The organism is Rhodocyclaceae bacterium, from assembly GCA_020248265.1.
Classification (GTDB): Bacteria; Pseudomonadota; Gammaproteobacteria; order Burkholderiales; family CAIKXV01; genus CAIKXV01.
Genome location: JADCHX010000008.1, coordinates 118,778 through 136,367, shown reverse-complemented (window position 1 = coordinate 136,367; position 17,590 = coordinate 118,778). Strand labels below are relative to the sequence as shown.

Annotated in this window: 18 protein-coding genes; 8 read left to right on the top strand and 10 right to left on the bottom strand. The window is 68.1% G+C overall.

Annotated features, from left to right (window positions below; translation table 11 throughout):
- Positions 1 to 290: 290 nt before the first annotated feature.
- Positions 291 to 1,718: an MATE family efflux transporter gene (locus ING98_09140; protein MCA3102026.1), complete on the top strand. Its 1,428-nt coding sequence runs from the start codon at positions 291 to 293 to the stop codon at positions 1,716 to 1,718.
- 76 nt (positions 1,719 to 1,794) lie between these two features.
- Here ING98_09140 and phnE read toward each other — a convergent pair whose 3' ends face one another.
- From phnE to phnC, 3 genes are read right to left on the bottom strand one after another with little or no spacing between them, the layout of a single operon-like run.
- Positions 1,795 to 2,631, bottom strand: a complete 837-nt coding sequence (gene phnE / locus ING98_09135; GenBank protein ID MCA3102025.1) for a phosphonate ABC transporter, permease protein PhnE — start codon at positions 2,629 to 2,631, stop codon at positions 1,795 to 1,797.
- Between the two features lie 4 nt (positions 2,632 to 2,635).
- The gene (gene phnD / locus ING98_09130) at positions 2,636 to 3,535 is read right to left on the bottom strand and encodes a phosphate/phosphite/phosphonate ABC transporter substrate-binding protein (protein ID MCA3102024.1); all 900 of its coding nucleotides are present in this window, start codon (positions 3,533 to 3,535) and stop codon (positions 2,636 to 2,638) included.
- A gap of 48 nt (positions 3,536 to 3,583) precedes the next feature.
- Positions 3,584 to 4,447, bottom strand: a complete 864-nt coding sequence (gene phnC / locus ING98_09125; GenBank protein ID MCA3102023.1) for a phosphonate ABC transporter ATP-binding protein — start codon at positions 4,445 to 4,447, stop codon at positions 3,584 to 3,586.
- 61 nt (positions 4,448 to 4,508) lie between these two features.
- Here phnC and ING98_09120 point away from each other — a divergent pair, with 61 nt between their 5' ends.
- Positions 4,509 to 5,516, top strand: a complete 1,008-nt coding sequence (locus tag ING98_09120; GenBank protein ID MCA3102022.1) for a hydroxyacid dehydrogenase — start codon at positions 4,509 to 4,511, stop codon at positions 5,514 to 5,516.
- A 103-nt stretch (positions 5,517 to 5,619) separates the two neighbouring features.
- Here the strand turns inward: ING98_09120 and ING98_09115 are convergent, their stop codons facing one another.
- The 6 genes from ING98_09115 to ING98_09090 all read right to left on the bottom strand — a co-directional run bounded on the left by ING98_09115 (position 5,620) and on the right by ING98_09090 (position 10,388).
- Positions 5,620 to 6,294 (bottom strand): DinB family protein, encoded by a 675-nt coding sequence (locus ING98_09115; protein MCA3102021.1) that lies wholly within the window; start codon positions 6,292 to 6,294, stop codon positions 5,620 to 5,622.
- A 104-nt stretch (positions 6,295 to 6,398) separates the two neighbouring features.
- Positions 6,399 to 6,797 carry a RidA family protein gene (locus ING98_09110; protein ID MCA3102020.1) on the bottom strand — a complete coding sequence of 133 codons (399 nt, stop codon included), beginning with the start codon at positions 6,795 to 6,797 and terminating at the stop codon, positions 6,399 to 6,401.
- Positions 6,798 to 6,840: 43 nt separating this feature from the next.
- Positions 6,841 to 7,533: a DUF1989 domain-containing protein gene (locus ING98_09105; protein ID MCA3102019.1), complete on the bottom strand. Its 693-nt coding sequence runs from the start codon at positions 7,531 to 7,533 to the stop codon at positions 6,841 to 6,843.
- A 53-nt stretch (positions 7,534 to 7,586) separates the two neighbouring features.
- Complete coding sequence (locus tag ING98_09100; protein MCA3102018.1) at positions 7,587 to 8,621, bottom strand: tripartite tricarboxylate transporter substrate binding protein; 1,035 nt, start codon at positions 8,619 to 8,621, stop codon at positions 7,587 to 7,589.
- 82 nt (positions 8,622 to 8,703) lie between these two features.
- Entirely contained in the window at positions 8,704 to 9,939 is a 1,236-nt protein-coding gene (locus ING98_09095) for a hypothetical protein (protein MCA3102017.1), read from the bottom strand.
- A gap of 20 nt (positions 9,940 to 9,959) precedes the next feature.
- Complete coding sequence (locus tag ING98_09090; GenBank protein MCA3102016.1) at positions 9,960 to 10,388, bottom strand: hypothetical protein; 429 nt, start codon at positions 10,386 to 10,388, stop codon at positions 9,960 to 9,962.
- Positions 10,389 to 10,630: 242 nt separating this feature from the next.
- Here ING98_09090 and ING98_09085 point away from each other — a divergent pair, with 242 nt between their 5' ends.
- From ING98_09085 to prmC, 5 genes are all read left to right on the top strand, one after another.
- Positions 10,631 to 11,887, top strand: coding sequence for an MFS transporter (locus ING98_09085; protein ID MCA3102015.1), 1,257 nt, complete (start codon positions 10,631 to 10,633; stop codon positions 11,885 to 11,887).
- Between the two features lie 30 nt (positions 11,888 to 11,917).
- Positions 11,918 to 12,070: a hypothetical protein gene (locus ING98_09080; protein MCA3102014.1), complete on the top strand. Its 153-nt coding sequence runs from the start codon at positions 11,918 to 11,920 to the stop codon at positions 12,068 to 12,070.
- A gap of 188 nt (positions 12,071 to 12,258) precedes the next feature.
- Positions 12,259 to 13,512: a glutamyl-tRNA reductase gene (locus ING98_09075; protein ID MCA3102013.1), complete on the top strand. Its 1,254-nt coding sequence runs from the start codon at positions 12,259 to 12,261 to the stop codon at positions 13,510 to 13,512.
- 10 nt (positions 13,513 to 13,522) lie between these two features.
- The gene (gene prfA / locus ING98_09070; protein ID MCA3102012.1) at positions 13,523 to 14,605 is read left to right on the top strand and encodes a peptide chain release factor 1; all 1,083 of its coding nucleotides are present in this window, start codon (positions 13,523 to 13,525) and stop codon (positions 14,603 to 14,605) included.
- Between the two features lie 2 nt (positions 14,606 to 14,607).
- The gene (gene prmC / locus ING98_09065) at positions 14,608 to 15,471 is read left to right on the top strand and encodes a peptide chain release factor N(5)-glutamine methyltransferase (GenBank protein ID MCA3102011.1); all 864 of its coding nucleotides are present in this window, start codon (positions 14,608 to 14,610) and stop codon (positions 15,469 to 15,471) included.
- 43 nt (positions 15,472 to 15,514) lie between these two features.
- Here the strand turns inward: prmC and ING98_09060 are convergent, their stop codons facing one another.
- A complete protein-coding gene (locus ING98_09060) occupies positions 15,515 to 16,564 on the bottom strand; it encodes a hypothetical protein (protein ID MCA3102010.1) in 1,050 nt (349 codons plus the stop codon).
- Between the two features lie 119 nt (positions 16,565 to 16,683).
- On the opposite strand from ING98_09060, the gene ING98_09055 reads away from it, so the two are divergent.
- Positions 16,684 to 17,586: a phosphate/phosphite/phosphonate ABC transporter substrate-binding protein gene (locus tag ING98_09055; GenBank protein ID MCA3102009.1), complete on the top strand. Its 903-nt coding sequence runs from the start codon at positions 16,684 to 16,686 to the stop codon at positions 17,584 to 17,586.
- Positions 17,587 to 17,590: the final 4 nt, after the last annotated feature.

Genomic DNA, 17,590 nt, shown 5'->3' with positions numbered 1-17,590 from the left:
GACCTTTTGGTCTTCACTGACGGGAACCCAGCATGATCACTCACTACACGGTAGGCATCGCGGTGGCAGTCGTCGCCGTCGTCATGGTCGCGATCATTGTGTTCGGCGCCCGTTCGCCCCATGGGCATGACGATCACCACTGATTGCCCATCGTTTCGAGACTCTGACGACCGTGGACCTGCCGCGCTGCGCGCGGACCGGAGATCCGCGGAGGGATGGTAGCCGACGGCGCGCTGGTCGACCGCCGTCGATGCAGCTGAATATCGAGGCGTCCTCGGGACGGTGCAGCGATGGCTGAGCTCGCGCCAGCGACGAAGCCGGTGCGCCCGGCCAGCCGCCGCGATGCCGATGGCCGGGAACGCGTCGACTATCGCGCAGTCGCCCTGCTCGCCGCGCCGCTGTTCGCCAACAGCGCCGTGCAGGCCGCGCTGAACCTGACCGACACCTGGTACGTCGGCCGACTGTCGACCGATGCCACGGCGGCGATGGGTGCGATCCACTGGCTGATCCTGGGCGCGATCTTCCTGCTCGGCGGCGTCGGCATGGGCGTACAGACGCTGGTCGCGCAGAACCAGGGCGCCGGGCGCCACCATGAGGCCGCACGCTCGCTGTGGACAGGGCTGTGGGTGGCGCTGGCGATCAGCCCGTTGTTCGTGCTGCTCGCGGCCTGTGGCACGCTGGTGCTGCGACCGTTCGCGCTGGCGCCGGCCATCGAGTCGCTGGCTGTCGACTACTGGTGGCCGCGGCTGCTCGGCGCACCGCTGGCGGTCGCGCTGTGGGCTGTGTCGGGCTTCTTCAACGGCATCGGGCGCACCCGGGTCACGCTCGGCCTGATGCTCACCGTCGCGCTGCTCAACGCGCCGCTGAACGAACTGTTGATGTTCCGGCTCGGCTGGGGCATCGCCGGTGCCGCATGGGCAACCAACATCGCGCTCGCCTGCGGCATCGTGCTGGCGCTCCTGCTGTTCCTGTCGAAGCGGGTGCGCGACGAGTACGGCTCGCATCGCGGCTGGCAGCCGGAGCTGCACCGCATCGGCGCGTTGCTGGTGCTGGGGCTGCCGATCGGCGTCGCGATCTCGGTGGACGTGCTCGGCGCAGCGCTGTTCCAGATCATGCAGGTGCAGCTAGGGCCAGTCGACGGTGCGGCGACGCAGATCGTGATGATGCTGACCTCGATCGCCTTCATGCCGGCGGTGGGCATCGGCATCGCCGGCACCACGCTGGTCGGACAATCGATCGGCGCTGGCGACCGCGACTGGGCCGCGCGCGTGGGCAATGCGACGATCCGGTTGTCGGTCGCCTACATGGGCGTGGTCGGCGTGGCGATCGCCGCATCGGGCCCGTGGCTGATCCCGCTGTTCGTCTCGAGCAGCGACCCGAACTTCGCGGCCACCGTCGCGCTCGCCACCTCGCTGGTCTGGATCGCCGCGATCTACCAGGCCTTCGATGCGCTACACCTGGGCAGCTCGTTCTGCCTGCGCGGCGCGGGCGACACCCGCTTCCCGGCCATCGCGCTGCTCGTGCTGTCCTGGGGGCTGTTCGTCCCCCTCGCGCACACACTCACCTTCGCACCGGGGCAGGGCTGGATCGACGGCCTGCCGCAGTACGGCCTCGGTGCCACCGGCGGCTGGATCGCCATCACCGCCTACATCAGCCTGCTCGGCATCACGCTGCTGCTGCGCTGGCGCTCCGGCGCCTGGCGCCGTATCCAGCTCTGAAGCCCGGTCCCGACACGAGTGCCTGATGCCTGACCCTGGGGTCAGACCCCGGGGTCTGACCCCAGGGCTACCGGGGCTACTTGAGGCGGCGGCGGAGGGCCATGCCGATCGCATCGACCACGGTGACGCAGACCAGGATGCAGATCAGGATCGCCGACACCTGCGGGTAGTCCATGATGCGCAGCGACGAAAGCAGTTCGGTGCCGATGCCGCCGGCACCGACCGCCCCGAGCACCACCGATGCACGGAAGTGGTACTCCCACCGATAGATCACGGTGTCGGCCATCTGTGGCAGCACCTGCGGCAAGATCGCGTGCACGATGACCTGCACCGGCGTTGCGCCGGCGGCGCGTGCCGCTTCGATCGGCTTCGGATCGACGTGCTCGATCGACTCGGCGAAGAACTTGCCGATCATGCCGATCGAATGCAGGCCCAGTGCGATGACGCCGGGCAGCACGCCGAAGCCGACCGCCGCAACGAGGATGATGCCAAGGATCAGTTCCGGCAGCGACCTGAAGAGATTGAGCAACAGGCGCACCGCATGGCAGGTGCCGCGCCCGGGCGTCGTGTTCGTCGCCGCGAGGAAGGCGAGAGGCAGCGAGAAGATGACGGCAAATGCCGTTCCCGCGACGCTCATCGCGAGGGTGTCGAGCAGAGGCCGCACCCACGCCACCCAGCGGGTGAAGTCCGGCGGCATCATCTCGGAGCCGATCTGTGCGATCGCCGGAATGCCTTCGGCGAGACGCTCCAGATCGAACAACCCGGTCAGCCAGAACGAGCCCGCCACCAGCGCCACCAGCGCCGCCACCCTGAGCAGCAGGCGCCGTTCGCGTGCGCGGTCGCCGTCGAGCCACGCGTCGAGGCGATCACCCGCCCCCGTGGTGGCGGCGGCAACGTGGGTCGAATGCTCCATCGTCCTACTGCTGCTTCGACAGATCGAGGTTCAGGACCTTCGCCGTCTCGCGCAGCACGTCGTAGGCCTTGTCGTCGGTGCCGGCGAACCCGGTCGCACGGAAGTTCTTCAGCAGCGCCGCATCCTTGAGGTCGAGGAACGCACGGCGGATCTGCTCCTTCAGCTTCGGGTTGAGGCCGCTTTGCATCACCATCGGGTAGTTCGGAATCGGCCGCGACTCTGCGAGGATGCGCAGCTTCGACCCGTCGAGCTTGCCGGACTTCACCAGTGACTCGAAGATGGGACGCGACAACGCGCCGAGCGGCACCTTGCCGGTCTCGACCGCCCGCGCGACGGCATCGTGCGTGCCGAGGTGGATCACCTTGTAATCGCGATCGCCGACCAGCCCCTGCTCCTGGATCAGCGCGCGCGGTGCAAGGTGGCTCGAGGTCGATGCCGGGTCACCGTAGCCGACGTTGAGCCCGCGTGCCTGTGCGATCGACTTCAACGGCGAGTCGGCCAGCGTGATGAACACGCTCGTGTAGGTCGGGCTGCCGCGTGCGTCGAGGCCGACGGCGAACGGTTCGATGTTCGGTGCGCGCGAGCGCGCCAGCACGTACGAGAACGGCCCGAAGTAGGCCACGTCGATGCGGCCGAAGCGCATCGCCTCGATCATCGAGGAGTAATCGGTGGTCACCACCACGCTGACTTCACGGCCGAGCAGCTTTTCGAGATGCAGTTCGAGCGGCCGTGCGTTCTGGATGATCGTCGATGCATTCTCGTCGGGCAGAAGTGCCAGCCGGATCGTCTTCGGATCGGGGTTGACGCTCTGCGCATGCAGCAGGGAAGGCGTGGCGCCGGCGAGTGCGAGCGCAGTCGCGGCGGTTGCGCGGCGAGCGCGATACAGGAAGAGGCGGCGGTCCATGCGGTGCTCCGGGAAGGATGATTCTGGAAATGTAGCCAGGGCAGGCGGTCAGGCCACGGCCTGTAATGCGTGGCTGTCGATCTCGCGCGCAGCCTCGCTCGCCGGGGCGGTGTGTTCGCCGGCGGCAGGCGCCGCTCCGGCGCCGTAGATCGCCGACAGTGCCGCGCCGTCGAGCCGGTCTGGCGGGCCGTCGAATACGACCGATCCGGCACCGATGCCCACCACACGATCGGCGAACCGCCGCGCGAGATCGACCTGGTGCAGGCTCACGATCGCGGTGATGCCGTCGGCCTTGCAGATCGAATGGATGAGGCCGAGCACGCGCATCGAGGTCGCCGGATCGAGGCTCGCGACCGGTTCGTCGGCAAGCATGATCCGGGGCTGCTGGGCCAACGCCCTCGCGATACCCACGCGCTGCTGCTGTCCGCCCGAAAGTTCATCGACACGCCTGAGCGCGCAGTCGAGCAGACCGACGCGACCAAGACAGTCGAGCGCGATCCGCTTGTCGGCCAGCGGCAGCGGCCACAGTGAACGCAGCGTCGAGTGGTAAGAGAGGCGCCCGGTGAGCACGTTCTGAAGCGTGGTGAGCCGGCCGATCAGCTGGTGCTGCTGGAACACCATCGCACAGCGCTGCCGATGGCTGCGCAGTGCACGGCGCGGACGGATATCGCCGATGCCAGCGACATCGATCGTGCCCGACGTCGTGCGTACCAGCCCGTTCAGCGAACGCAGCAGCGTCGACTTGCCGGCACCCGAAGGGCCGAGGAGGACCACGAAGTCGCCCGGCGCGAAGCGCAGGCTGGTCGAGCGCAGGCCAACGGTGCCGTCCGGATAGACGACTTCGATCGCGTCGAGCGACAACGCGAATGGACCGTGCGACGGCGGGATGGATGAGAAAGCATTTGAATGCATCCGCACGGTTGTAACAACCGTGTGTGATCTTCTGATGACACTTCAACTACGGTTCCACTCGATGCCAACACAGTCCAAGCCTACCGTCGTCGTCGCCAACTGGGTTCACCCGGAGGTGCGTTCCCTGCTGGAACAGCATGCGCGCGTCATCTGCAACGAGACACGCGAGCCGTGGCCCGCGCAGACACTGGTCGAGGCCTGCCAGGGCGCCGACGCGCTGATCGGCTTCATGACCGAAACGGTCGACGATGCATTCCTCGCGGCCTGCCCGTCGCTGAAGATCGTCGCTTGCGCGCTGAAGGGCTTCGACAATTACGATGTCGCCGCCTGCACGCGGCGCGGCGTATGGATCACGATCGTCACCGATCTGCTGACCGCACCTACCGCGGAACTGACGGTCGGCCACCTGATCGCGCTCGGCCGGCACATGCCTGCCGGCGACCGGCTGGTCCGCTCGGGACGCTTCGAAGGATGGCGGCCCACGCTCTACGGTACCGGATTGGACGGCAGCACGATCGGACTGATCGGCGGCGGCGCGGTCGGCAAGGCAGTAGCGCGCCGGCTGGCCGGCTTTCGCGCGCAGCTGCTCTACTGGGACAAGGCCCCGCTGTCACCGGACCAGGAGGACGCCTTGCGCCTCACCGCAACCAGCCTCGACGAACTCGCGGCGCGCAGCGACTTCGTCTGCGTGTGCATTCCGCTCAACGCGGAATCGTTCCACCTGGTCGGTGACACCTTCCTGTCGCGCATGCGGCCGGGCGCACTGCTGGTGAACACCGCACGCGGCTCGGTCGTCGACGAGGAAGCGGTCGCCGACGCGCTCGAGTCAGGCCATCTCGGCGGCTACGCCGCAGACGTGTTCGAGATGGAAGACTGGGCCTTGCAGGACCGGCCGCGCAGCGTGAACGCGCGCCTGCTTGCGATGCCCGATCGGACTTTCTTCACGCCGCACCTCGGCTCTGCCGTCGAGCGCATCCGCCGCGACATCGCGATGCAGGCCGCGATGGACGTAGTCGAAGTGCTGAACGGTCGCCGGCCGCCGCACGCGATCAACCAACCCGCAGCCTGAGACCGGCCCTGAAATCGGTGAAATCGGGGTCTGACCCTGGGGTCTGACCCTGGGGTCTGACCCCATTCCGATTCCCATTCCGATTCCGACCCCGATTCCGGCGTCAGCCCCAGACGGCGACGGGCATCGGAAGGCCCTGCAGTTCGCGGTCGCGCGTCGGCCAGTCGGCCTTGCCGCCGTGGCGTTCGATCACGTCGGCGAGCTGGCGGGCGTGCTGGCCGCTGTGCCAGGTCTGGCGCTCCAGGAAGGCATGGAGCTCGACCTTGCCCTGTGGCGTGTCGACCTCGCCGGCACCGCTGCGCTGCGCTGCATCGGCCGCCTGCCACCACTGTTCCAGCCGGCCGATCACGCCATCGCCATACGTGCGCGCGATGCTGCCATCGGGTACGCCGCCGGCCGGGAAGCGCATCGACACGCCGACCCAGTCGATCTCGCGCCCTTCGACGCACTCGATGAAGCCATCCCCGATGCCGAACACATGCCAGGCGAGCTCGCCCAGCGTTCCCGGCCGGCCCTCGATCGGCGGCTCGCCGATCGCCTGCGGCGGCAGTTGATCGCACAGCCGCTGGGTACTGCGCAGGATCGCCGTCCAGCGCTGCATCAGCACCTCGGGCGCGAGCGGTACATGCACTTCCAGCGTGACGCCGACGAAGCGCGCGACATCGGCGAGCTGCTGCCCGAACACGAACTCACTGCCGCGCGCCAGCACGGGCAGGTTGCGAACGCCGAACGCATGCAGCGCGGCAAGGTCGGCCGGATCGCGCCGGATGTCGGCCACCCGGTACGGGATCTGGTGTCGCGAAAGAAACTCTTTCGCCCGGAGACAGCTGCTTCAGCCGGGCTGGACGTAAAGCACGTAACCCGGCTCGGTCGACGCGGCACTCATGCGACCGCCGCAATGACCTGCACTTCGATCTTGGCTGCCGGCTCGGTGAGGTGGTTGATCTCGATCATCGTGCTGGTCGGCAGGTTGTCGCGCCAGAACTCCTCGCGCGCGGCGACGATCTCGCGGAACTCGCGCATGTCGGTGGTGAACACCGTGGTCCAGACGACGTCGGCCATCGTCGCACCTGCAGCCTCGAGCGCGATCTGGATGTTGCGCAGCACCTGGCGCGACTGCTCGAGCATGCTGTTGCCGCCGACCATCTGGCCGTCCTCTCCGCGCGCGAGCTGGCCGGAGATGAAGATCATGCTCTTGGGCTGGTCGACCCGGACGAAGTGGTTGTAGACGGTGGCCCGCATGTGCTTGTGGCCCGGCGGATTGCCGCGGGTGATCGGCATGGTTCGCTCCTCGTTCGGTGGTTGCGTGGGTCGCGTCGCGCGCTCAGCGCCCGGACTTCGAATAGATCTCGACCTGCACCGGCGTCGGGTTGTAGCCGCACGCCGGGTTGTACTTCTGCGGGCAGTTGGAGATCACCGCCAGCACGTCGGTGAGCGCCTCGACATCGACGAAGGCGCCCGCTTTCGACGGGCTGTCGGAGATCGCCATGTGGCCGTCGGCGCCGATCGGCACGCTCATGAACCAGTTGACGTTGGCGACCACGTCGGGCTCGCCCATGCGGAACTTGCCCAGCTCGTGCAGGAAGTTCGAGCGGCAGCTGTGGGTGCGGCGGTTGTAGCGCAGCTGGTTGATCTCGACGCTGCAGCAGCCGCCGATGGTGTCGTGGTTCGGGCAGTTGGACGCGAGCACTTTCATCAGCGGCGTCGCGTACTCGCCGTAGAGCACGGTGCCGGTGTTCAGGTACAGGTTCTCGGCCATCTTCATCGTGTTGGCCGCGTTGTAGCGGTCGCGCGTGTCGTTGGCGTTGTAGCAGAGGAAGTCGACTGCCTGCTGGCCCTCGATGTCGATGAAGCGCACCACCTGCCCCTCGAGCAGCTTAGAACCCCATGAACCACCGGCGTCGACCAGGATCGAGGACACCAGCCGGTAGCCGCGCGGTGCGGCGATCTTCGGTACTGTCGGCCTCGGGAAGCCCGCCGTCCCCGGCGCCTTCCTCGCTGCGTTTGCCTTTGCCATAGCGGCGCTCCCCTTCGCTGTCCTTGACGTGTGCTGGTTGACGCGTGCGCGTACTACTCGGGCTTGATGCCGGCCGCCTGGATCAGCCTGATCCACTTGCGCTGCTCGGCCAGCACCAGCGCGCTGAACTCGGCTGGCGTGTTGCCGACCGGATCGAAGCCGAGCTCGGCCAGCCGCGCCTTGACGTCCGCCGCGTTGAGCACCTTGATCGTCTCGTCGGCCAGCCGCTTGACCACCTGGCCAGGCGTGCCGGCCGGTGCGAACAGGCCCTGCCAGTTGAGCGCTTCGTAGGCTGGCAGGCCGAGTGCCTCGGCCACCGTCGGTACGTCGGGCAGCGTCGCGCTGCGCTTCGGGCTGGTGACGCCCAGCGCGCGCGCCTTTCCGGTCCGGATGAACGGCAGCGCGCCCTGGGTGCCGGACACCATCACCGGCACCCGCCCGGCGAGCAGGTCGACCAGCGCCGGCCCGCCACCCTTGTACGGCACATGGGTCAGTTCGACCTTCGCCAGCACGTTCAGCAGTTCGCCGCCGAGGTGCTGCATGCTGCCGATGCCGGAGGATGCGTAGTCGATCTGTTTAGGCTTCGCGCGTGCGATGTCGACCAACTCCTTCATCGTCTTCGCCTGGAACGACGGCGTGACCAGGATCACGTTGGGCGAGGTCGTGAGCTGGGTGATCGGTGCGAAGTGCTTCACCGGATCGAACGGTGCGTTCTTCGTCACCAGCGGCGCGGTGATCGTGTCGATCGCCGACAGCAGGATCGTGTAGCCATCGGGCGTAGCCTGGCGCACCAGTTCGGCGCCCAGCATGCCGGCGGCACCGGGACGGTTGTCGACGACGAAGGTCTGGCCGAAGTTCTCGGAGAGCTTCTGCGCAGTGAGCCGGCCGATCGAGTCGGAACCGCCGCCGGGCGACTGCGGGATCACCATGCGGATCGGCCGCACGGGAAAGGGTGCCTCGGCGGCCTGCACAGGCGCGGTAGCGGCGAGGGCGGCGGTGGACAGGACCAGGGCGACCGCGAAGGCGTCTTGCCGGTGGCGGGAACACGGGTCAGGTACGCGGACGAACGCTTTGGACGACACGGACATCGAAACTCCCTGCGACTCGGATCTCGGTGGAACATGGACTATACCGGCGGACGGCGTGGCGTGACCCGCACGGCAGCAGGCGTCAGGCCGAAAGGTTCATGTCATCGCAGTCGGCCACCAGCTTGCCGATATGCTCGCGAAAGTTGAAGAACCCGCGTGCAGCATGCGGCCACGCGGCGGCGTCCCAGCGCCGCTGCCACTGCACCAGCGCGATGCCGTGCGCATCGAGCGCAGGGCCGAGCGCATCCAGCACCGGCCGCATCGGACCGACGCAGGCGTGCGGCGCGACCACCTGCCGCAGGCCGTGCGCGCGCGCCCAGTCGACACATTCGACGACCGAAACGGCGACGGCATGATCGGGTTGCAGGCCGGACGCGGCCGTCCAGCGCCGGCCGGCGTCTGCCAGCGCCCCCGCACGAAACGCGCGCGCCACGGTGCCCGCAGGCAGCACGCCCCGCGCGTCCGGCGCATCGAGGAAGGCAGCCGCCGTCCAGTCGATGCCGGGACTGGCGGCGAATGCCGATTCCGGATGCAGGTCGTCGACGGTCAGCAGCAGGCCGGCAGGCACGCCGGGCTGCGGCCGCACGGATGGCCGCAGTGGCTGCCGCTCGAACGGGGCGTCTGCAGGCAGCGGCGCCGCGCCTTCGTCGAGTTCGCCGCGCGGGTCGAACCGGCCATCGCTGTACTCGGCGATGTTGGCGGCCCGCGCGAGATAGTGCTTGCCGCGGGTCTGCAACCCGCCGACCCAGCGCCACGACAGCGTGTTCGAGGCAGGGTCGCCATCGGCGAGGTGGCGCAGGAACCAGTCGGCGCCCAGTTCCCACGGCAGCCGGAGCGTGAAGATCCAGATGCTCGCCGTCCACATCCGTGCATGGTTGTGCAGATAGCCATGGCCGGCGAGCTCCGCGGCCCAGGCATCGAAGCAGGCAATGCCGGTGCGGCCCTCGACCGCCTGCCGGTAGCGCTCCGCCAGCGCGGCATCGCGGTCGAGACGGTCGACGAGCCGATCGAGGCCGCTGTGGTAGCGCGCCCACGCATCGGGATGCTGCTCGAACCAGCCTTTCCAGTAGGTGCGCCAGCACACCTCCTGTACGAACTTCGCGCAGGCCGACGGCGCATGCCGCTTCAGGACGGCGGCGACCACCTCGGGCTCGGTGACCAGGCGATGCCGGATCCATGGCGACAGCACCGACACGTTGCCACGCGCCTGCGGCCCGTGGTCGTGGTTGCGCCGCGCCGCGTAATCCCTGCCGGCATGCGGCAGGAACGCTTCCAGGCGCGCCAGTGCCTCCGCGCGCGACGCAGGTCCCGGCACGATGCCCTCGGGGCGCAGGATGCTCAGGCCGTACCGAACAGCGTTGCCGGCCGGAAATTCATCAGGATGCCGAGCGAGATGCCGGTCAGCACCATCAGTACCGAGCTGTTGCCGGTGAACATGTAGAAGCCGATGCCGACATACATCGGCAGGCTGCCCGCCATCGCGCCGGTGAGCATCCAGATCTGCGCCGCCTGCAGGTCGTCATGGCTCTCCGGGTCGGGCCGCGGCGTGCGATAGCGGAACTGGTTCCACTTCTGGTAGACGAACAACGTCGGCAGCGCGAGCGCACCACCGACAACCAGCGCCATCGTCGCATACCGCTGGTACGCTTCGTCGAGGTTGGTCGGCCCGATCCACATCACCAGCAAGGCCGCGACCACGTTGCCTAGCAGCATCGCCAGCCAAAGCCACTCGACCTTGTTCACGTTGCGCTGCGCTTCTTCACTCATGTCTTGCCCCTGATGGCTGGCTGTCGTCTGCCATCGGCGTCCGGTCGCGATGGCAGTTGCACGCTGGTGTTACCTCAGATCGCACCTGGCCCGGATCAGTAGCGCATCTGTCCACGCACCGGGCGGATTGTAATCACGACGGACCGGCCTGCCATCGATTCGCAGGGGCAGACCCTGCTTGCTACACTGCTGACACTGTCGCGGGCGACTTACACGCGCCGCGGCGCCGGGAGCATTGAGCGATGAGCCAGACGGCCTCGAACGAAACCGTTGCAAAGAAGACCTCGCTGCAGGCGGGTGCCGTGACCGTGCTGGTCTGCGGTGCGATCGTGATCACCCTCGGGATGGGTGTGCGGCAGTCGTTCGGTATCTTCCTGAAACCGGTCACCACCGACCTGGAGATCGGGCGCCAGGTGTTCGGCCTGGCGATCGCGCTGCAGACCCTGCTGACCGGGCTGCTCGGACCCGCCGCCGGCATGCTGTCGGACCGTTTCGGCCCGAACCGGGTGATCGCAGCCGGCACGTTGATCTACGGCCTGGGGCTGGTGCTGGCCGGGCTCGCGCAGGGGCCGAACAGCCTGGTGCTGACCCTGGGCGGCGTGGTCGGGCTGGGCATGAGCCTGCTCACGCTGCCGGTGGTGCTGGGCGCGGTCGGGCGGGTAGTCACGCCGGCCCAGCGCGGGACCGCCTTCGGACTGGTCACCGCGGGGGGGTCTTTCGGGCAGTTCGCGATGGTGCCGGGCGCGCAGGCGCTGGTCTCGGCATTCGACTGGCAGACCGCGTTCATGCTGCTGTCGATCGCGATGGCGGTCGCCTTTGCCGTGTCGTTCGGCCTCGCCCACAAGGCGAACGCAGGCGGGACGGTACCTGCGGCCGGCGAGGACAGCAGCGCCTGGGCGGCGCTCGCGCGCGCCGGAAGGCATCCCGGCTACTGGCTGCTGACGCTGTCGTTCTTCGTCTGCGGCTTCCACGTCTCGTTCGTCGCGACCCACCTGCCGGCCTACCTGGCCGATCGCGGCATTTCGGCGGCGGTGGCGGCCAACGCCCTGGCGCTGATCGGCCTGTGCAACATCTTCGGCTCCTACCTGTTCGGTGCCGCCTGCTCGCGCTACGCGAAGAAGCACCTGCTGTCGGCGATCTACGCCGGCCGGGCGCTGCTGTTCGTACTGATACTGGTGCTGCCGATGACACCAGCGCTGGCGCTGGCCTTCGGCGCGGCAATCGGGTTCCTGTGGCTGGGTACCGTCCCGCCGACCTCCGGCCTGGTGGCCCAGCTGTTCGGTACGCGTTACCTGGCCACCCTGTTCGGCGTAGTGTTCATGAGCCACCAGATCGGCGGCTTCCTCGGCGCCTGGTTTGCCGGGTACCTGTTCGACAGCACCGGGTCGTACAACATCGCGTGGATGATCTCGATCGGGCTGGGCGTGTTCGGCGCGCTGGTGCTGCTGCCGGTCGCCGAGCCTTCGCCGGCCACGCTGCGCGCAGCCGGTGCCGGCTGAGCCGCCGCAGCACCGCTGTATACTGTAGCGATGGACAGGATCACCGATTCCGCCATCGCCCCGGTCGTGCCGCACCGCACGGCCCTGCTGGTGCTCGCCGCTGGCGGGCTGATCGCGTTTGCTGCCTGGCAGGTCACCGGCGTCGCGATGTTCCTCGAAGCACTGGGCGGCACCTGCCTCTAGCGCCCGCCCGGGTACCCTGCCGGGACCGCAGCGGGAAGCCGGCACCAGCCTGCGACGACATTCCGACCGTCGGCCTCGACGAATTTCCGGGTGTTGTACTTTCCCATTGACACTGAGGTGTGTTAACTTCTCTTGACACGCCGGACATTGCTGATCGTCCCGCCCCCTCGCCAACCGGTTCCCGATTCATGCAACTCTACGCAGTCGGCATCAACCACCAGAGCGCACCGGTCAAGGTACGCGAGCGGGTCGCATTCAACGGCGAAACGATGCCCGAGGCGCTGCGCAACCTGGTCGAGACCGGGCCCGTCTCGGAAGCGGCGATACTCTCGACCTGCAACCGGACCGAGATCTACTGCAGCACGAACGATCCGCAGTACGCGACCGGCTGGCTGGCCGACTACCACAAGCTCGAGCGCGACACGCTCAAGCCGTACGTCTACACGCTGCCGTCGCAGGACGCGGCGCGCCATGCATTCAGGGTTGCCGCCGGGCTCGACTCGATGGTGCTGGGCGAACCGCAGATCCTCGGCCAGCTGAAGCAGGCCGTGCGGTCGGCCGAGAATGCCGGCACCCTCGGTTCGCTGCTGCACAAGCTGTTCCAGCGGACGTTCTCGATCGCGAAGCGGGTACGCTCCGAAACCGAGATCGGCGGCAGCTCGGTGTCGATGGCGGCCGCCGCGGTCGCGCTGGCCGAGCGCCTGTTCCCGTCGATCGCCGAGCAGCGCGTGCTGTTCATCGGCGCCGGCGAGATGATCGAGCTGTGCGCCGCTCATTTCTGCGCACGCAAGCCGCGCATGGTCAGCTTCGCCAACCGTACCCAGGCCCGTGGCCAGCTGCTGGCCGAACGCCATGGCGGCAATGCGATGGGGCTGGCCGACCTGCCCGACCGCCTGCCCGAATACGACATCGTCATCACCTGCACCGCGAGCCAGCTGCCGATCATCGGCAAGGGCCTGCTCGAACGCACGCTCAAGGCACGGCGACGCAAGCCGGTATTCATCGTCGACCTGGCGGTGCCGCGCGACGTCGAAGCCGAAGCTGCACGCATGGACGACGTGTTCCTGTACACCGTCGATGACCTGGGCGAGATCGTCAAGCTGGGCCGCGAATCGCGCGCCGGCGCCGTCCACGATGCCGAAGCGATCATCTCGCTGGGCGTATCCGACTTCATGCACTGGGTATCGACGCGCGAACTGGTGCCCACCATCCGCGCGCTGCGCGACGAGGCCGAACGGTCGCGCCAGCGCGAGGTCGAGCAGGCGATACGGCGGCTGACGCTGGGCGACGACCCGAAGCTGGTGATCGATCGCCTGTCGCGATCGCTGACCAACAAGCTCCTGCATGCACCGTCGCACGCACTGAACAACCTCGGCGAGGGCAGCCGCGACGAACTCGCCCAACTGCTGTCGGGACGCGTGCGCGCCGGCGACCGCTCGTAGCGGCACCTCGATGAACCCGAGCATCGCTGCCAAGCTCGCGCAGCTCGCCGATCGGCTCGACGAGGTCAATGCGATCCTCGGTCGCGCAGACGCGACGGACAACCTCGACCAGTACCGCCGACTGACGCGCGAGCGCTCGGAACTCGAAGTCGTGGTCGACCTCTACCGTCAGCACGGTGCGGTCGGCCAGTCGCTGCTCGAGGCCGAGGCGCTGCTGTCCGACCCCGACATGCGCGAACTGGCCGAGACCGAACTGCGCGAGGGCCGCGAGCGCCTCACCGTACTCGAGCAGGAGCTGCAGCAGGCCCTGCTGCCGAAGGATCCCAACGACGAGCGCAACCTGTTCCTGGAGGTGCGCGCGGGTACCGGCGGCGACGAGTCAGCACTGTTCGCCGGCGACCTGTTCCGGATGTACGTGCGCTATGCCGAACGCAGCGGCTGGAAGGTCGAGGTCATCTCGCAGAATGCCGCCGAGCTCGGCGGCTACAAGGAAGTGATCGCCAAGATCATCGGCCACGGCGCCTATTCGAAGCTGAAGTTCGAGTCGGGCGGGCACCGGGTGCAGCGCGTGCCCGCGACGGAAACGCAGGGTCGCATCCACACCTCGGCCTGCACGGTCGCCGTGCTGCCCGAGGCGGACGAGGTGAGCGATGTCGTGCTCAATCCGTCCGAGCTGCGCATCGATACCTACCGGGCTTCGGGCGCCGGCGGACAACACATCAACAAGACCGACTCGGCCGTGCGCATCACCCACCTGCCGACCGGTATCGTGGTGGAATGCCAGGACGACCGGTCGCAGCACCGGAACAAGGCCCAGGCCATGTCGGTGCTCGCCGCGCGCATCAAGGACGTACAGGTGCGCTCGCAGCAGGCGAAGCAGGCGGCAGAACGCAAATCGCTCGTCGGCAGCGGCGACCGGTCCGAGCGCATCCGCACCTACAATTTTCCGCAGGGACGCGTCACCGACCACCGGATCAACCTCACTTTGTACAAGATCGACCAGATCATGGACGGCGACATTGCGCCGCTCGTGTCGGCGCTGGTCGCCGAGCACCAGGCAGAGCAGCTCGCCGCCATGTCGGAGGCCGCCTGACCATGTCCAGTTACCCGGCTTCGTCCTCGTTCCCCTCGCTGACCTACAGCGACGCGCTGACCCTCGCCTTGCGTGGCCATTCGCTGGATGCGGTCGACGCGCGGCTGCTGCTGCAGCACGTGACCGGGGCGACCTTCGCGCAGATCGTGTCCTATCCCGGCCGCCAGCTCGGCCCCGTCGACCGGATGCGCTTCGAATCGCTGATCGAGCGGCGCGCCGCCGGTGAACCGATCGCCTACCTGCTGGGCGAACGCGAGTTCTACAGCCGTGAGTTCGCCGTCACGCCCGCAGTGCTGATCCCGCGACCCGAGACCGAAGGCCTGGTCGATGCGGCATTGTCGCGCCTGCCGGTGCAAGGCCGGCCCGAAGTGGTCGACCTCGGCACTGGCAGCGGCTGCGTCGGCATCACGCTGGCGCTGGAGCATCCCCAGGCATACGTGCTGGCGATCGATGCGTCGGCAGACGCGATCGATGTCGCCCGCCGCAACGCCGCCGCTCTCGGATGCACCAATATCGACTTCGTGATCGGCGACTGGCTGCAGGGCATCGAAGGAAAGCGGCTGGCGATGATCGTCGGCAACCCGCCCTACATCGCCGCGGCCGATGCCCACCTCGACCAGGGCGACCTGCGTTTCGAGCCGCGCTCGGCACTGACGCCGGGCGACGACGCACTGGCGGCCGTGCGCAAGATCATCGTGCAGGCGCCAGCCGCCCTCGCCGACGGCGGCTGGCTGATCCTCGAACACGGCCATGACCAGGGGCCGGGCGTGCGCGAGCTGCTGACAGGACATGGCTTCACCGAGGTATTCAGCGACCGTGACCTGGCCGGCCATGAGCGCATCACCGGCGGGCGAATGCGCCACTGATCCACCCCGCGATCCGGCAGGTCTCCGGGATGTCCTTCGACGATCAGGCGGGCCCGTTCTGGCTGACTGCAAGTCGGTCGGCCTGTGCCGGATCGAACGCCGGTCCGTGCACGATGCGCTGCCAGTACGACCGGTGCGCATCGCTGCCCTCCGGCCAGGCCTGGCGGAAATGTCGCATCCATGCGTCCGCGGGCCAGTGCAGGTCGACCGCGTGTACGTGGACGCCATCTTCCCCCTGGTTCTCTTTGCCCCCCGCGGGCGCGGTGCCGCACAGCCGCGTGCCGTAGCGCGCCGCGAACGGCGGTGGACGAACCGAGATGCGAGTGATCAGCCCGCCGGTTTCACCCCGAAAGTTCGGCATGCCAGCCGCACCGTTGTTGATGGCCAGAACCGGCGCGCCGGACTGCGCATGCAGCCACTGCACGACCGGCAGGCAGGTATGGGTGCTGGCGACGATGTCGATCGCCGCGCCACGCGCGATATCGGCCATCGCGCGGCAGTTCAGCGGATCGCGCAGGCTTTCTTCCGAAAGCGACCAGCCGGACAGTGACTGCAGGTCTCCGTGCACGACTGCGATGCGCCGTGCGCCGACCTCCGCGACCACGAACCTCGGCAATGCGGCGAGCCGATCGCGCACCTGCGGAAACTCGAGGGCGGTTCTACGCAAACGCCGAAGGATGCGGTTCGATCGCTCGACGTCCTCGGTACCGACCGAGTCCGGGTAGGCGCACCCGCAGCCCGCGCCGCCATCTTCGCCGGCCAGCTCCGTTTCGACATTGCCGCGCAGCGCAGGATGACGGGATACCCGCTCGTCGATCGATGCAAAGGTAGCGGCATCCGTGTCGAACCAGTGGAAGTCGCCGTTGAACAGCAGCACTGGCGGCTCGGCCTCGGCCGCCGCGAGCGCCTCGACCGCATCCAGTGCGAACGGATTGCCGTACAGACCGCCGATCACGTAAAGCACGCGCGCCTGGATGCTGGCGGATTGCGCAAAGACCGCTGGCAGATAACGATAGGCGATCGGACAGATGCGGCCGGGGGCGGTCGACTCGGTGGCGCCGGTGACATTCGCTTCTGCAGCAGCGGTATCCATGCCTGGGCATCCTACCCGATGCATCCGCCAGCCGGGGGCCACGTATCATGATGCGCAGCCGGACGAGCCGGCGCGATCTGCCGCGATCCAGCCTGAAACATGACCCAACCTTCCCCATGATGATCGATACCGCCGGTGGCCGCCGCCGCTTGCTGCACACCCTTGCCGCGCTCGCCGCCGGCTCGACGGCCACGCTTGCGCATCGGGCGTCCGCCCAGCCTCGCCGGCGCCTGCGTTTCGGGGTGGGACCTTTCCTGCCGACGCCCGACGACTCGCGCCGCGCGTTCGCGCCGCTGTTCGCGCACCTGGCGAAGCAGCTCGGCGCATCGGAGCACACACTGGACGTCACCACCGACTGGGCCGGCCTCGCCGTGGCGATGGCCACCGGCAACCTCGATGCCGCATGGATGGGCCCGTGGGGCTACGTGCTGGCGCACCACGCGTCCGGTTGCCAGGCGATCGCCACCGTGCGCTACGACGATCGCCCGGTCTACAACGCGATCATCGTCGCGCGGCCCGGCCTGCCGATCACGACCTTCCCGGACGACACGCGCGGGCTGTCGATGTCGTTCGCGGACTCCGGTTCGACTTCCGGCTGGCTGGTGCCGACCTACTTCGCGCGCGAAGTCTGGAAGATCGACCCGAAGACGTTCTGGAAGTACAACGAAGGCGCATCCCACCCCGGCAACCAGATCGCGGTTGCCTCGGGCCAGGTCGACCTCGCCACCGACTTCGACCGTAACCGCAATGCGATGATCGCCTCGGGCCGCATCCGGCCCGAGCAGACTCGCATCGTCTGGACCTCGCCCGACCTGCCGAACGATGCGATCGCGGTGTCGAAGGCAATGCCGGCCACCGATGCGGACAGGATCAGGGCCGTGCTGGCGGCGATCGGGCCGGCGGAGGCCAGGGCGCTGCTGCCTGCCCGCTACACCGGCTTCAGTCCGGCCACGCATGCAACATATGCCACCATCGAACGCGCGGGCATCGCGGTCGGGCGCCTGAAGAAGCTGGCGGCCTGAAACA